13 protein-coding genes are annotated in these 14,303 nt (G+C 69.0%); 8 read left to right on the top strand and 5 right to left on the bottom strand.

What is annotated here, in order from left to right:
* Positions 1–5 precede the first annotated feature (5 nt).
* The 5 genes from C3481_RS14690 to C3481_RS14670 form a co-directional block, all read right to left on the bottom strand.
* On the bottom strand, positions 6–1,283 hold the full coding sequence (locus C3481_RS14690) for an ABC transporter permease (protein WP_023955528.1): 1,278 nt from the start codon (positions 1,281–1,283) through the stop codon (positions 6–8).
* Positions 1,283–2,617: an ABC transporter permease gene (locus C3481_RS14685; RefSeq protein ID WP_023955530.1), complete on the bottom strand. Its 1,335-nt coding sequence runs from the start codon at positions 2,615–2,617 to the stop codon at positions 1,283–1,285. The genes C3481_RS14690 and C3481_RS14685 overlap by 1 nt, the downstream gene beginning before the upstream one ends.
* Positions 2,614–4,128: an ABC transporter ATP-binding protein gene (locus tag C3481_RS14680; protein WP_023955532.1), complete on the bottom strand. Its 1,515-nt coding sequence runs from the start codon at positions 4,126–4,128 to the stop codon at positions 2,614–2,616. Before C3481_RS14680 ends, C3481_RS14685 begins: the two co-directional genes overlap by 4 nt.
* Positions 4,129–4,213: 85 nt before the next feature.
* Complete coding sequence (locus C3481_RS14675; protein ID WP_023955534.1) at positions 4,214–5,326, bottom strand: BMP family protein; 1,113 nt, start codon at positions 5,324–5,326, stop codon at positions 4,214–4,216.
* Positions 5,327–5,453: 127 nt separating this feature from the next.
* Positions 5,454–6,569 carry a mannose-1-phosphate guanylyltransferase gene (locus C3481_RS14670; RefSeq protein WP_094260199.1) on the bottom strand — a complete coding sequence of 372 codons (1,116 nt, stop codon included), beginning with the start codon at positions 6,567–6,569 and terminating at the stop codon, positions 5,454–5,456.
* Positions 6,570–6,758: 189 nt separating this feature from the next.
* Between C3481_RS14670 and sdhC the strand changes: the two genes are divergently transcribed.
* The 8 genes from sdhC (at position 6,759) to C3481_RS14630 (ending at position 13,974) form a co-directional block, all read left to right on the top strand.
* Complete coding sequence (sdhC, locus tag C3481_RS14665) at positions 6,759–7,193, top strand: succinate dehydrogenase, cytochrome b556 subunit (RefSeq protein ID WP_023955538.1); 435 nt, start codon at positions 6,759–6,761, stop codon at positions 7,191–7,193.
* Positions 7,193–7,636, top strand: coding sequence for a succinate dehydrogenase hydrophobic membrane anchor subunit (locus C3481_RS14660; protein ID WP_023955540.1), 444 nt, complete (start codon positions 7,193–7,195; stop codon positions 7,634–7,636). The genes sdhC and C3481_RS14660 overlap by 1 nt, the downstream gene beginning before the upstream one ends.
* Before the next feature lie 46 nt (positions 7,637–7,682).
* Positions 7,683–9,509 carry a succinate dehydrogenase flavoprotein subunit gene (gene sdhA, locus C3481_RS14655; protein ID WP_023955542.1) on the top strand — a complete coding sequence of 609 codons (1,827 nt, stop codon included), beginning with the start codon at positions 7,683–7,685 and terminating at the stop codon, positions 9,507–9,509.
* Complete coding sequence (locus C3481_RS14650; protein ID WP_023955544.1) at positions 9,509–10,279, top strand: succinate dehydrogenase iron-sulfur subunit; 771 nt, start codon at positions 9,509–9,511, stop codon at positions 10,277–10,279. The genes sdhA and C3481_RS14650 overlap by 1 nt, the downstream gene beginning before the upstream one ends.
* 58 nt (positions 10,280–10,337) lie before the next feature.
* Positions 10,338–11,498, top strand: a complete 1,161-nt coding sequence (locus tag C3481_RS14645) for a YihY/virulence factor BrkB family protein (protein WP_103843060.1) — start codon at positions 10,338–10,340, stop codon at positions 11,496–11,498.
* Positions 11,499–11,501: 3 nt separating this feature from the next.
* On the top strand, positions 11,502–12,371 hold the full coding sequence (locus C3481_RS14640; protein ID WP_023955548.1) for an exodeoxyribonuclease III: 870 nt from the start codon (positions 11,502–11,504) through the stop codon (positions 12,369–12,371).
* Positions 12,372–12,446: 75 nt separating this feature from the next.
* On the top strand, positions 12,447–13,451 hold the full coding sequence (trpS, locus tag C3481_RS14635) for a tryptophan--tRNA ligase (RefSeq protein ID WP_023955550.1): 1,005 nt from the start codon (positions 12,447–12,449) through the stop codon (positions 13,449–13,451).
* On the top strand, positions 13,444–13,974 hold the full coding sequence (locus tag C3481_RS14630; RefSeq protein WP_237049150.1) for a hypothetical protein: 531 nt from the start codon (positions 13,444–13,446) through the stop codon (positions 13,972–13,974). The genes trpS and C3481_RS14630 overlap by 8 nt, the downstream gene beginning before the upstream one ends.
* The last annotated feature ends 329 nt before the right edge of the window (positions 13,975–14,303 follow it).

Raw genomic sequence — 14,303 nt, 5'->3', positions numbered from 1 at the left:
CAGCGTCACCCCTTGATGTACGGCTTGCCGGCGGCGGCCGGCCCACGGATGTGCCCCGCGAACCCGGCGACCGCGAGGATCGTCACGAGGTACGGCAGCATGAGCATGAACTCGCTGGGGATCGGCGTACGCAGCACCGTCAGCAGGTTCTGCAGGTTCGTCGCGAAGCCGAAGAGCAGCGCCGCGAGAGTGGCGCGGATCGGGTCCCAGCGTCCGAAGATGACGGCGGCGAGGGCGATGAAGCCGAGGCCCGCGGTCATCTCCTTGGTGAAGGTCGGCACCGACACCAGCGTGAAGTACGCGCCACCGGCTCCGGCGATCGCTCCGGCGAGGCTGACGTTCCAGAAGCGGGTCGGGTTCACCTTGATGCCGACGGTGTCCGCCGCCTGCGGGTGCTCGCCGACGGCGCGCAGACGCAGGCCCCAGCGGGTGCGGTACAGCCCCCACGCGACGAGGCCGACCGTGACGTACATCAGGTAGACGATGAACGTCTGGTTGAACAGCACGGGTCCGATCACGGGGATGTCGCTGAGCAGCGGGATCGGCAGGCGCTGGAACGTCGTCGCCCGGTTGAGGGTCGCCTCGTTCGGCGCGAGGAGCGCACCGAAGAGGAAGCCGGTGAGGCCCGTGACGAGCACGTTGAGCACGACACCGACGATGACCTGGTCGACGAGGTAGCGGATCGAGAAGACCGCGAGCACCAGGCTCACCAGGACACCGCCGACCATGGCGGCGATCAGTCCGATGAACGGGTTGCCGGTGATGCTGCCGACGACGACGGCGCCGAACGCGCCGAGCAGGAACTGGCCCTCGATGGCGACGTTCACGACGCCGACGCGTTCACCGATGACACCGCCGAGGGCGCCGAAGATGAGCGGCACCGACAGCGACACCGCGCCGAACAGCAGACCGATGACGGGAACGAGGCCCTCCGCTGCCGCCCACACGAGGAAGGCGAACACACCCACGAATCCGGCCACCGCCACCAGCCAGGTGCGCGGACGGCGGTACGAGAGGGCGTCCCACGCCGCGACCGCCGTGATGACGGCCATCAGGACGAGCAGCGTCCAGCTGGTCGGCCCGGTCGGCAGCGCGACGTCGGGGATGGGGATGGTCGAGCCGCCGTCGGCGAGGCGGAACGTGCTCGTGCCGCCTCGCGGGACCAGGGCGAACAGCAGCGCCAGCAGCAGCGTCGCCACGCCCAGGGCGATCGCCGGCTTGAGGTGGCGGACCTTCACCGCGGCGGGAGCCGCGGCGGCGGAGGTCAGATCGGTCGTTGCCATCAGGCACCCGCCTTCACAGCTGCGCGGCGCGACGAGTTCTTCGTGCGGCCCGACGCGCGCTTCTCAGCTTCGGTCTTGGGAAGGAAGAAGATCGTCCGCACGAGCGGCGGCGCCGCGATGAACAGGACGATGAGCGCCTGCACCACGAGCACGATCTCGACGGGGATGCCCTCGGAACCCTGCATCGTGAAGCTGCCCGCCTTGAGCGCGCCGAGCAGGATGCCGGCGGCGAAGACGCCCCACGGACGCGAACGCCCGAGCAGGGCGACCGTGATGGCGTCGAACCCGATACCCGCGTCGATCGAGCCGGTGAAGCCGGTGGTGACCTGGCCCTGCACCTGGTTCATGGCGGCGAGGCCCGCGAGTCCGCCGGCGAAGAGCATCGCGTAGATGTACATGCGCTCGACGGAGATGCCGGCGGCGCGAGCGGCGTGCGGGTTCTCGCCCACGGCACGCAGACGCAGGCCGAGGCTCGAGCGCTCGATCACCCACCACACGACGATCGTCGCGATGATGACGACGACGAATCCCCAGTCCAGCAGCGGGTACTGCGGACCGAGCAGCTCGGGGAACTGCGCGGAGTCCGGGGTGCGCAGCGAGATCGACTGCGTCGTCCCGGGCTGCTGCAGGAGCGCGGGGGTGCGCACCATCCAGCTGACGAGGTAGTAGGCGATGTAGTTGAGCATGATCGTGAGGATCACCTCGTGCGCACCGGTCCGCGCCTTCAGCAGGCCGACGAGCCCGCCCCACAGCGCGCCGCCCACGATGCCGGCGATCAGCGTCAACGGCAGGTGGATGAACATCGGCAGATCGAGGTTGAACGTCACGAGCGCCGCGAAGGCGGCACCGATGAGGATCTGGCCGCGGCCGCCGATGTTGAACAGACCGGCGCGGAAGGCCAGCGCGACGCCGAGCCCGGCGGCGATCAAGGGGGCCGCGAAGCCGAGGGTGTTCGTCAGCGGACGAATCTGCGTCGCGAAGTCGTCGACGCGCGAGTTGAAGACGGCGCCGCGGAACAGCGCGTCGTAACCGCCCGACACCGACTGCCAGATCGCGACGAAGGTGTCTCCCGGACGCGCGAAGAAGTACCCGGATGCCGCTGCCACGCGCTCGTCGGTGACGGCCATCATGATTCCGCCGACGATGAGCGCGAGCACGATGGCGAGCAGGGTGATGACGGCACTGCTGCGCATCACCTCGGTGATGACGCGGTTCGTCGTCGGCGGCGGAGCCACCTCGGGCTTCCCCGTCAGGGGGCCGCCGACGGGCGGCAGCTGCGAGTCCGCGGGCTCGACGGGCACGTCGGGACCGGGACCGGGCGTGGGGGTGGTCATGCTGCTGACTCCTCGGGGACCTCGCCGGCCATCATCAGGCCGAGCACGTCGCGCGGCGTCGTCGCCGGGACGACGCCGACGATGCGACCGCGGTACATCACCGCGATGCGGTCGGCCAGGGCGACCACCTCGTCGAGCTCGGTCGAGACGACGAGGACGGCGACACCGGAGTCACGGGCCTCGATGATGCGCTTGTGGATGAATTCGATACTGCCGACGTCGACGCCGCGCGTGGGCTGCGCCGCGACGAGCAGACGCAGCGGACGGGCCATCTCGCGCGCGATGACGACCTTCTGCTGGTTACCGCCCGACAGGGTGCCGACCGGGGTGTCGGGGCCCTGCGTACGGATGTCGTACTCGGTGATGCGCTCGCGGGCGAACGCTTCGAGCGCCCGGCGGTCGATCGTGCCCGCGCGGCTGAAGGCGCGGTCGTCGGAGCGGTCGAGGATGAGGTTCTCCTGAACGGAGAAGGCTCCGACGAGCCCGTCCTCCTTGCGGTCCTCGGGCACGAATCCGACACCGCGGTCAAGGATCGCGCGGACGCTGCGGCCGCCCAGCTCGTCGCCGTCGAGGCGGATCGAGCCGTGGTCGATCGGCAGCAGCCCGAGGATCGCTTCGACGATCTCGGTCTGGCCGTTGCCCTGCACGCCGGCGACGGCGACGACTTCGCCCGAGCGCACCTGCAGGTCGACGTCGTCCACGACGACGATGCCCGACGGCGTGACGACGCGGATGCCGTCGAGGACGAGTCCCCCCTCCCCCACGTTCGGGGCGCCCTTGGCGACGACCATCTCGACGGGGCGGCCGACCATGAGCGCAGCCAGCTCGGCGTTGCTCGCGGTCGGCGAGGCCTCGCCGACGACCTTGCCCAGGCGGATGACGGTGATGCGGTCCGCGACCTCGCGGACCTCGCGCAGCTTGTGGGTGATGAAGACGATCGAGGTGCCCTCGTCGCGCAGCTGGCGCATGATCGCCATGAGCTCGTCGGTCTCCTGCGGAGTGAGCACGGCGGTGGGCTCGTCGAACACGAGGACCTTCGCCTCGCGCGAGAGGGCCTTGATGATCTCGACGCGCTGCTGCACGCCGACGGGCAGATCGCCGACGACGGCGTCGGGGTCGATCTGGAAGCCGAAGCGGTCGGCGACGGCGCGCACGTGCGCACGAGCGGCAGCGAGGTCGAGGACGCCGAGGCCCTTGGTGTTCTCGTGACCGAGCATGACGTTCTCGGCGACGGTGAAGACCGGCACGAGCATGAAGTGCTGGTGCACCATGCCGATGCCGGCGCTCATGGCGTCGCCGGGCCCGCGGAAGTCCTGGACGACGTCGTCGAGGAGGATGTGGCCCTCGTCGGCCTGATAGAGGCCGTAGAGGACGTTCATGAGGGTCGACTTGCCGGCGCCGTTCTCCCCGAGGAGAGCGTGGATTTCGCCCGGCCGGACGACGAGGTCGATGTGATCGTTGGCGACCAGGGTGCCGAAGCGCTTGGTGATGCCCCGGAGTTCGAGCTTCATGTCGGCCAATCTATGCGACGGATGGTGGGTGGACAGCGGTCGGGGCCGGGGAACTTTCGTTCCCCGGCCCCGACGACTCATGAGCTCACGGAGAGTTCGGCGAGTCCACGGTGATGTCACCGGCGACGATCGCCTCCTGCAGGGCGGTCAGCTCGTCGGCGAGACCGGCCGGCAGACGCGACTCGAAGTCGTGGAAGCTCGACAGCTTGACGCCCTCGTTCTTCAGCGTGCCGACGTACGGGTCGGTCGTGAAGTCACCGCTCTGGGCGGCGACGGTGGCGTCGTAGACGGCGACGTCGATCGCCTTCTGGATCGACACGAGCGTCAGGTCGGCGACGGTGTCGTCCGAGACGGCGAGGTCGCTGTCGACACCGAGCATCACGACATCGCGGTTGCCCTCGCGGATCGCCTGCGCGGCGCTCTGGTAGATCGGGCCGCCGACGGGCAGGATCACGTCGACACCCTGGTCGAGGATGCCCTGGGCGACCTGCTTGGCGGTGTCGTTGGCGGTGAAGCCACCGGTGAAGTTGCCGTCCTGAGCGGTGATGTCCCAGCCGACGACGCCGACGTTCGCGCCCTTGTCCTCGTTGTACTTCTCGACGCCCAGCTGGAAGCCGTCCATGAAGACGGTGACCGAGTTGAACTTGTCGCCACCGAACGTGCCGACCTTGTTGACGCCTGCCTCGGCCGACCACGAGGCCGCCGCGTAGCCACCGAGGTAGGCGGCCTCCGCGGTGTTGAACACCAGCGGCTTGATGTTCGGCGCGTCGGTCTTGCCGTCGAAGTCGGTGTCGGCGTAGTCGTCGATGATCGCGTAGTCGATGTCGGGGTTCGCCGTGGCCGACGCGACGGTGGCCGGGGCGAGCTTGTACCCGACGGCGACGATGAGGTCGCAGCCCTCCGAGACGAGCGTCTCGAGGTTGGGGCCGTAGTCGTTCTCGGTGGTGGACTCGACCTCGATCGATTCCACGCCGAGCTCCTTGGCCGCGCGATCCATGCCTTCCTTGGCCGACTGGTTGAACGAACGGTCGTTCCAGCCGCCCTCGTCGGAGACGAGGCAGGGGGTGAAGTCCGAGCCCGCCTCGGGTGCGGCGGATCCGCCGGCCTCATCGGGTGCGGCTCCGCAACCGGCGAGGGCGACGAGAAGGCCCGCGGCAGCTGTGATGCCGACGAGCTTCTGAGGGGTCGAGAGTGTCAATGCAGCCTCCACATTGAAGGCGCCGCGGACTTCGCGGCGGCTGGAATGAAGTTACCTACTGTTTCGCCCGGCTTGCACGCCGGACGCACCGCGCCCCGCGAATGGTTACAAAGACGCAATGTGCGCGTCACAGAACGTCGCCGCGGCCCGTCAGCTTGAGGGCGTCGACGACGTGCTTGACCCGCTGGGCGTTCTCGCTCGTGGTCACCAGAAGCGCGTCGGGGGTATCGACGACGACGATGTCCTTGACGCCGATGAGGCTGATGACGCGCGAGGTGTGGCTGACGACGATCCCGCTGGCGGCGTCCGATAGGATGCGCGCGTTCTCTCCCAGGATCGCGAGGTCGTTCTTGCGCCCGTTGGAGTTGAGCTTCGCGAGGCTCGCGAAGTCGCCGACGTCGTCCCAGTCGAAGTGCCCGGGAACCACGGCGAGCTTGCCCTTCTCGGCAGCCGGCTCGGCGACGACGTAGTCGATCGCGATCTTCTTCAGCTTCGGCCAGATGCGGTCGACGGCGGGCCCGCGCCGGTCGCGGTCGTCCCAGGCCTCGGCGAGCTCGAGCAGCCCCGCGTGCAGCTCGGGACTGTTGGCCTCGATCTCGGCCAGCAGGACGTCGGCGCGCGAGATGAACATGCCCGCGTTCCACAGATACGACCGGTCGGAGACGTAGGCACGTGCGGTCTCGAGATCGGGTTTCTCGACGAATCGCTCGACGAGGGAGGCGTCACGGGCGCCCTCGACGATGAGCTCGCCCCCGCGCTTGATGTAGCCGAAGCCGACCGCGGGCTCGGAGGGAGTGATCCCGATCGTGCAGATGTAGCCCTCGCGCGCGACCTCGACCGCGTCGCGGACCGCAAACTCGAACACCCGGCTGCCGCGGATGACGTGGTCGGCGGCGAACGAGCCGATGATGACGTCGGGATGCCGGCGGTGCAGGATCGCGGCAGCCAGACCGATCGCGGCCGCGGAGTCGCGCGGCTCCGACTCGAGGAAGACGTTCTTGTCGGGGATGCCGGGAAGCTGAGCCTCGACGGCCGCGCGGTGCGCGCGACCGGTGACGACGGCGATGCGGTCGGGACCGGAGAGCGGCGCGAGCCGGTCCCACGTGTCGCGCAGCAGCGAGTGCCCCGACCCCGTGAGGTCGTGCAGGAACTTCGGCGCGTCGGCACGCGACAGCGGCCACAGCCTGCTGCCCACCCCTCCGGCGGGGATGACGGCGTAGAAGTCCGGGATCTCGTCGACCATCCTCCGAGCGTACCGGGGCCCCGGCCCTCGCCCCGGCGCAAGAACCCCGTTTCTTTAGGGTGCCCTTCGTCGCCCCGCGTCATTTTCCCGGCCTAGAATCGTTGTGCGCCCATGTGACGCCGGGGGTCAACCACCCCACCGGGGCATCGATCGCCCCCACGAACCGTGTTCGATCCAGGGAGGACGACCGTGTCTGCACCAGCACGCGTCACACCGTCGGTAGCCCAGACCACCTCAAAGACCCCGCGCGGCACGCTGTACCGCGGCAACGAGGGCATGTGGTCGTGGGTGCTTCACCGCATCACCGGCGTGGCCATCTTCTTCTTCCTCTTGGTCCACGTGCTCGACACCGCGCTGATCCGCGTGTCGCCCGAGGCCTACGACGCCGTCATCGGCACCTACAAGAACCCGATCATGGGTCTCGGCGAGGTCGCCCTCGTCGCCGCGATCGTGTACCACGCCTTCAACGGCCTGCGCATCATCGCGGTCGACCTGTGGCCGTGGGCCACGCGTCATCAGCGTCAGCTGTGGTGGGGCGTGCTGGCTGTCTGGGCCGTCACGATCATCGGCTTCGCTGCACGTCACGTGCCCATCGTTCTCTCCGAGATTGGAGGGGGTCACTGATGACCGCCGACACCCTTGCCGCTCCCCGCAGCCCGCAGGTCCGCAAGAAGGGCGCCAACCTCGAGAAGTGGGGCTGGGTCTACATGCGCGCCTCCGGCGTGCTGCTGGTCGTCTTGATCTTCGGCCACCTCTTCGTCAACCTGATGCTCGGCGAGGGCATCAAGGGCATCGACTTCGCGTTCGTGGCGGGCAAGTTCGCCAGCCCGTTCTGGCAGTGGTGGGACGTCCTCATGCTGTGGCTCGCCCTGATCCACGGCGCGAACGGCATGCGCACGATCGTGAACGACTACGTCACCGGTGCAACGGCGCGGAAGGTCCTCGTCTGGGCCATCTGGCTCTCGGCCGGCCTGCTGATCCTGCTCGGCACCCTGGTCGTGTTCACCTTCGACCCCTGCCTCGGAGTGACGGCGGACAGCATGCTCTGGGAGACCTGCCAGGGCTGACCCTGCGCTCCGACGACGTGAATCACAGCAACGAAAGGCTCGCCCCGTGAGCACCCAGACCGAAGAGGTCGTCGTCAAGGACGGCATCCACTACCACCAGTTCGACATCGTCATCGTCGGCGCCGGCGGCGCCGGCATGCGGGCGGCGATCGAAGCCGGTCCGGGCGCTCGCACCGCGGTGATCTCGAAGCTCTACCCGACCCGCTCGCACACCGGTGCGGCACAGGGCGGCATGGCGGCGGCGCTCGCCAACGTCGAAGAGGACTCGTGGGAGTGGCACACCTTCGACACCGTCAAAGGCGGCGACTACCTCGTCGACCAGGACGCGGCCGAGATCCTCGCGAAGGAGGCCATCGACGCGGTCATCGACCTCGAGAACATGGGCCTGCCCTTCAACCGCACGCCCGACGGCAAGATCGACCAGCGCCGATTCGGCGGCCACACCGCCGACCACGGCAAGTCCCCGGTCCGCCGCGCCTGCTATGCCGCCGACCGCACCGGCCACATGATCCTGCAGACGCTGTTCCAGAACTGCGTCAAGCTCGGCATCAACTTCTTCAACGAGTACTACGTGCTCGACCTCATCACGGTGACCGCCCCCGACGGCTCGACCCAGACCGCGGGCGTCGTCGCCTACGACCTGGCAACCGGCGACCTGCACGTCTTCCACTCGAAGGCCGTCGTCTTCGCCACCGGCGGCTTCGGCAAGATCTACAAGACGACCTCCAACGCCCACACCCTCACGGGCGATGGCGTCGGCATCGTCTGGCGCAAGGGCCTGCCGCTCGAGGACATGGAGTTCTTCCAGTTCCACCCGACCGGCCTCGCCGGTCTCGGCATCCTTCTCACCGAAGGCGCGCGCGGTGAGGGCGCGATCCTGCGCAACGCGTCGGGCGAGCGATTCATGGAGCGCTACGCCCCCACCATCAAGGACCTCGCTCCCCGCGACATCGTCTCGCGGTGCATGCAGCAGGAGGTCGCCGAGGGCCGCGGCGCCGGACCGCACCGCGACTACGTGCTGCTGGACTGCACGCACCTGGGCGCCGAGGTCCTCGAGACCAAGCTCCCCGACATCACCGAGTTCGCCCGCACCTACCTGGGTGTCGACCCGGTCGTCGAGCCCGTTCCCGTCATGCCCACCGCGCACTATGCGATGGGCGGCATCCCCACCAACGTCAAGGCCGAGGTCCTCGCCGACAACACCACCGTCGTCCCGGGTCTCTACGCCGCCGGCGAGTGCGCGTGCGTCTCGGTGCACGGCTCGAACCGCCTCGGCACCAACTCGCTGCTCGACATCAACGTCTTCGGCAAGCGCGCCGGCCGCAACGCCGTCGAGTACGTCAAGACCGCCGACTTCGTGCCGCTGCCCGAGGACCCCGCCAAGGAGGTCCGCGAGCTCATCGAGGGCGTGCGCAACAACCCCGGCACCGAGCGCATCGCCGTCCTGCGCAAGACGCTCCAGGACGAGATGGACAAGGGCGCGCAGGTGTTCCGCACCGAGGAGTCGCTCCTGCACGTCATGGACGTCATCGCCGACCTGCGCGAGCGGTTCAAGAACATCCACGTCGACGACAAGGGCAAGCGGTTCAACACCGACCTGCTCGAGGCGGTCGAGCTGGGCTTCCTGCTCGACATCGCCGAGGTCGTCGTGGTCGCCGCGCGCAACCGTAAGGAGAGCCGTGGCGGACACATGCGCGACGATTTCCCGACGCGTGACGACGAGAACTACATGAAGCACACGATGGCCTACCTCTCGGGCGACCCCCACTCGTCGCACGCCGAGGACCACATCCGGCTCGACTGGAAGCCCGTCGTGTTCACCAAGAACGAGGCCGGCGAACTGCGGTACCCGCCGCTGGAGAGGAAGTACTGATGACGATCGTCGAAACCGATGCCGCGGCCCCTGCCGAGGCGGCGAACGACACCGGCATCCAGTCGTTCCTGGTCACCTTCATCATCCGGCGCTTCGACCCCGAGGTCGACAGCGAGCCGAGGTGGGTCGACTACGACGTCGAGCTCTACTCGACCGACCGTGTGCTCGACGCCCTGCACAAGATCAAGTGGGACGTCGACGGATCGCTGACCTTCCGGCGCTCCTGCGCCCACGGCATCTGCGGCTCGGACGCGATGCGCATCAACGGCCGCAACCGCCTGGCCTGCAAGACGCTCATCAAGGACCTCGACATCTCGCAGCCGATCTACGTCGAGGCGATCAAGGGCCTGCCGCTGGAGAAGGACCTCGTCGTCGACATGGAGCCGTTCTTCGCCTCCTACCGCGAGGTGCAGCCGTTCCTCATCGCCAACTCGAAGCCCGAGGCCGGCAAGGAGCGCATCCAGTCGATCGCCGACCGCGAGATCTTCGACGACACCACCAAGTGCATCCTGTGCGCCGCGTGCACCTCGTCGTGCCCCGTGTTCTGGACCGACGGCCAGTACTTCGGCCCCGCCGCGATCGTCAACGCGCACCGCTTCATCTTCGACTCGCGCGATGATGCCGGCGACGTTCGTCTCGACATCCTCAACGACAAGGAGGGCGTGTGGCGCTGCCGCACGACCTTCAACTGCACCGAGGCATGCCCGCGCGGCATCGAGGTCACCAAGGCGATCGCCGAGGTCAAGCAGGCGGTTCTGCGCGGTCGTTGAGCCGGGCGGGCCCCGTGCCCGAGCAGCTGACCGTCCCGCCGCGGGTAGATTCGAAGGCGTGGATCCCGACCCCTCGGCGACAGATGCGCTTCGCGAACGGTGGGACTCGTCCCGATTGCGCGAGCGCCTCGACCAGCCCATCGAGCGTGCGACGACGATCACCCGTCGCACGCTCGGCTGGTTCCCGATCCGCGTCTGGCGCCACTTCCTGCGCCACAACGGCTTCCTCCTCGCGGCGAGCATCAGCTATCAGTCGCTCTTCGCCCTTTTCGCCACGATCTACACGGCGTTCGCCGTCGTCGGCCTCTGGCTCGGCGGCTCGTCGATGGCGATCAACGCCCTGATCGACGTCGTCAACAGCTACATCCCGGGCCTGATCTCCGGCAGCGGTCCCGTCTCGCCGAGCGACGTCGCCGACATCGCCCGCAACAGCGGCAGCGTCCTGGCGGTGACGGGTGCCGTCGCGCTCGCGGTCGCGATCTGGACGGCGATCGGCTTCGTGACGTTCACCCGCCGCGCCGTGCGCGACATCTTCGGGCTCCCCTTCGACACGCGCAACTACGTGCTCCTGAAGCTGCGCGACTTCGGCGCCGCCCTGCTGTTCGGCCTCGTGCTCGTGCTCGGCGCCGCGCTCGGCCTCGTCGCCGGTGGCATCGTCCGGCAACTGTTCGACCTCTTCGAGATCCCCTACGAGTCGACGACGATCGACGTGCTGAGCCGGCTCGCGTCGGTGCTGGTCGCGATCGTCATCAACGCCGCCGCCCTCACGGCGCTCATCCGATTCCTCACCGGCACCGCGCTGCCGTGGCGGAAGATCATCCCCGGATCGATATTCGGCGGCACCGCGCTGAGCGTCCTGCAGCTGGGTGCAGGCTTCCTCGCCGTCTACTCCCCCACGAACCCGCTCCTCGCGACGTTCTCGGTGCTCATCGGGTTCCTCCTCTGGCTGCGCCTCGCCGGAATCGTCATCCTCGTCGCGGCCTCATGGGTCGCGGTGTCGGCCGCGGATGACGACATCCCGCTCGAGATCAAGACCGAGGAGGAGCGCCGCGCCGACGAGCGACGGGCCCTGCGCGTGGTGGCCGAGGCGCAGCTGCGCGAAGCCGAGCATGCGCTCGCCGAGGCCGGGTGGTGGAAGCGCGTTCCCGCGCGGCGTGACGTGAATCGGGCTCGCGAGCTGCTCCGACGCCTCGATGCGGAGGAGCGGGCCGCTCGCTGAGCCATGTCGGCGGTCGCGATTACGCTGGCAGACGTGTCACGCCGTCTTCGCATCGCTTCCGTCAACGTCAACGGCATCCGCGCCGCCGCTCGCAAGGGCATGCACGAGTGGCTCGAGACCGCCGACGTCGACATCCTGACCCTCCAAGAGGTCCGCGCCCAGGCCTCCGATCTCGCGGCGGCGCTGCCGGGCTGGCACTTCGTCTCGGACGAGGCGCTCGCGAAGGGGCGCGCGGGCGTCGCGATCGCCGCCCGCGAGCCCCTCGACGTGTGGCGCATCGAACTCGGCGACGACGACCTCGACTCCAAGGGTCGCTGGGTCGAGGCCGACATCGAGGTCGCGGGAGAACACCTCACGGTCGTCAGCGCGTACGTCTTCACCGGCGAGGCCGACACCGAGAAGCAGGTCGCGAAGTACGCCTTCCTCGATGCGATGGAGAAGCGGATGCCGCAGCTCGGCGAGCTCGCCGTCATCACCGGCGACCTGAACGTCGGGCACCGCGAGTTCGACATCCGCAACTGGCGCGGCAACCGCAAGAAGGCGGGCTTCCTTCCGCGCGAGCGCGCGTATTTCGACCGGTTCACCGCCCCCGCGGGCGTCGAGATCGACACCGTCGACGGTGAACGGGGCACGGGTCTCGGATGGGTCGATGTGGGCCGCACCTTCGCCGGCGAGGTCGACGGCCCCTACACGTGGTGGTCCAACCGCGGAAAGGCGTTCGACACCGACACCGGGTGGCGCATCGACTACCACCTCGCCACACCGCAGCTCGCGGAGCGAGTCGCCGACTACCACGTCGTGCGCGCGCCGTCGTGGGACACCCGGTGGAGCGATCACGCCCCCGTCGTGGCGGACTACGTCTTCCCGGGCTGATCCCACGACCGGGGGCGACCGGGACGACAGGGCTGGGGGCGACAGGGCTGGGGAGGACGCCCGTAGACTTCTCTGGTGACCAAGCCCCGCCTGTACTCCGGAATGCAGCCGTCCGCCGATTCGCTCCAGATCGGCAACTACATCGGGGCTCTCATGCAGTGGCGCGACCTGCAGGACACCTACGACGCATTCTTCTCCGTCGTCGATCTGCACGCCCTGACCCAGCCGAACGACCCGGCTGAGCTGCGCGCGAAGACCCGGCGTACCGCGGCCCAGTACATCGCGGCGGGTATCGAGCCTTCCCGCTCGACGCTCTACGTGCAGTCGCACGTCCGCGCGCACGCGGAGCTCGCCTGGGTGCTCTCGACCATCACCGGTTTCGGCGAGGCCGGCCGGATGACGCAGTTCAAGGACAAGTCGCAGCGGTACGGCGCCGACGCCACCAATGTCGGGCTCTTCACCTACCCCGTGCTCATGGCCGCCGACATCCTGCTCTACCAGACCGACATCGTGCCGGTCGGTGACGACCAGAAGCAGCACGTCGAGCTGACGCGCACTCTGGCCGAGCGGTTCAACTCGCGCTACGGCGAGACGTTCCGCGTGCCGATGCCCGTCATCCAGCAGGACACCGCCCGCATCTACGACCTGCAGAACCCGACCGCGAAGATGTCGAAGTCGGCCGAGTCGGATGCCGGTGTGCTGTGGCTGCTGGACGACCCGAAGGTGTCGGCGAAGAAGATCATGCGCGCCGTCACCGATTCGGAGGGCTCGGTGCGCTACGACCGCGAGAACAAGCCCGGCGTGTCGAACCTCCTCGTCATCTACGCAGCACTGACCGGCCGTCAGATCCCCTCGATCGAGGACGAGTACGCCGGTCGCGGCTACGGCGACTTCAAGAAGGGCCTGGCCGAGGTCGTCGTCTCCGAGTTCGGACCGGTCCGCGAGCGGGCCCTCGAGCTGCTCGACGACCCCGCCGAGCTCGACCGGGTGCTCGCGTCGAACGCTTCGCGCGCCGACGAGGTTGCCGACCGCACCCTCGGTGACGTCTACGACAAGTTGGGACTGCTGCGTCGTGTCTGACAACGAATCCACCGAGCGCGACCCGGAGCTGCCTGCTGCGGCCGAGGGCGGCCCGGATGCCGCGACGCCGGGCGGTCCCGCACAGATGCCGGCCGAGCCCGCGCCCGCGCTGATCGAGGCGCTCGACGAGGCTGCGGCCGCGTCGAAGGCCGCCCCCGCCGACGCCGCGGTGCAGGAGCGGCTCTGGCGTGCCGCCTTCGCGCTCGACCGCTGGCTCTTCATCGCCCGAGGCTCCGACGACGAGCCCACTCCCTTCGCCCTGCGCTCCGACGAAGGCGCGGTGATCTTCGCGTTCTCCACAGCCGACCGGGCGCATGGAGCCGCGCTCGGCTTCGGCCTGCCCGAGGAGGAGGCGTCGCGCCTGCTCGCCGTGCCGCTTCCCTCGGCGGCGGCCTGGGTCGCGTCCTACGCCGAGGCCGGCGTCGAGGCGATGGTCTTCGACGCGCCCCGCAACGGTGCCATGGCCCCACTGTCGAACCTCGCCGCGATGGCGGTCTACATCTCGCAGAACCCCTCCGCCTGACCCCGTCTCGGCCGCGTCCTCACTGGCGGGGCAGGCGCCGGCGGGCCGACGGCCACCGCTTCGCGTCATCCCTGTTCCGTCAACAGGCTCAGCGTGCGTTCCACGCCTCGACAGCCCGCCGCCAGCCGTTTCGGCCTGCGCACGGCACGCACAACGGCCGGACTCCGCCGCCGGTCGACCCCAGCGCGGACCCAGGGCATCGGCCTGAGGGCTGGCGGCGCCGCAGGGCGGCGTGCGTCTAGCCGGCGGGCCGACGGCCACCGCTTCGCGTCATCCCTGTTCCGTCAACAGGCTCAGCGCACCATCGACGCCTCGACAGCCCGCCGCCG

This window comes from Microbacterium sp. Ru50 (assembly GCF_002920555.1).
GTDB classification, from domain to species: domain Bacteria; phylum Actinomycetota; class Actinomycetes; order Actinomycetales; family Microbacteriaceae; genus Microbacterium; species Microbacterium arborescens.
The sequence above is the reverse complement of the archived record's forward strand: the minus strand, read 5'-3'. Positions and strand labels throughout refer to the sequence as shown.

Coding starts and splice junctions, on each gene's coding strand:
- C3481_RS14660 (WP_023955540.1), top strand. CDS start 7,193: ATGACCGCCGACACCCTTGCCGCTCCCCGCAGCCCGCAGGTCCGCAAG.
- C3481_RS14680 (WP_023955532.1), bottom strand. CDS start 4,128: ATGAAGCTCGAACTCCGGGGCATCACCAAGCGCTTCGGCACCCTGGTC.
- C3481_RS14670 (WP_094260199.1), bottom strand. CDS start 6,569: ATGGTCGACGAGATCCCGGACTTCTACGCCGTCATCCCCGCCGGAGGG.
- C3481_RS14685 (WP_023955530.1), bottom strand. CDS start 2,617: ATGACCACCCCCACGCCCGGTCCCGGTCCCGACGTGCCCGTCGAGCCC.
- C3481_RS14650 (WP_023955544.1), top strand. CDS start 9,509: ATGACGATCGTCGAAACCGATGCCGCGGCCCCTGCCGAGGCGGCGAAC.
- C3481_RS14640 (WP_023955548.1), top strand. CDS start 11,502: ATGTCGGCGGTCGCGATTACGCTGGCAGACGTGTCACGCCGTCTTCGC.
- C3481_RS14690 (WP_023955528.1), bottom strand. CDS start 1,283: ATGGCAACGACCGATCTGACCTCCGCCGCCGCGGCTCCCGCCGCGGTG.